The 289-nt window shown below is 75.1% G+C and carries 1 protein-coding gene; it reads left to right on the plus strand.

Annotated features, from left to right (window positions below):
- Positions 1-289 (plus strand): carbamoyltransferase C-terminal domain-containing protein (locus WDW90_RS38940; protein ID WP_336492977.1); only part of this gene is annotated, 289 nt, incomplete at both ends.

Here is a 289-nt window from a genome sequence, read left to right on the forward strand (position 1 = left end):
GGGCGAGGTCAGCTTCGAGGATGTCGGCTTCAGCTATGACGGCCGCCGCCGGGCGCTGGAGGGCGTGTCTTTCACCGCCCGCACGCTCGTCTGGCGCGAGGCGGTGCGGGGCCGGGTCCCGGCGGTGGTGCACGCGGACGGGACCGGGCGGCTGCAGAGCGTGACGCCCGAGCGCAACCCGGCCTACGCGGCGCTGATCGCCGCCTTCGCCGAGCGCACGGGCGTGCCCTGCCGCCCAGTCGATCTCGCGGAGCATGGCGCGCTCCAAGGCGGCGGTGGACGAGATCCA

The organism is Methylobacterium nigriterrae (assembly GCF_037106235.1).
Taxonomy (GTDB): Bacteria; Pseudomonadota; Alphaproteobacteria; order Rhizobiales; family Beijerinckiaceae; genus Methylobacterium; species Methylobacterium nigriterrae.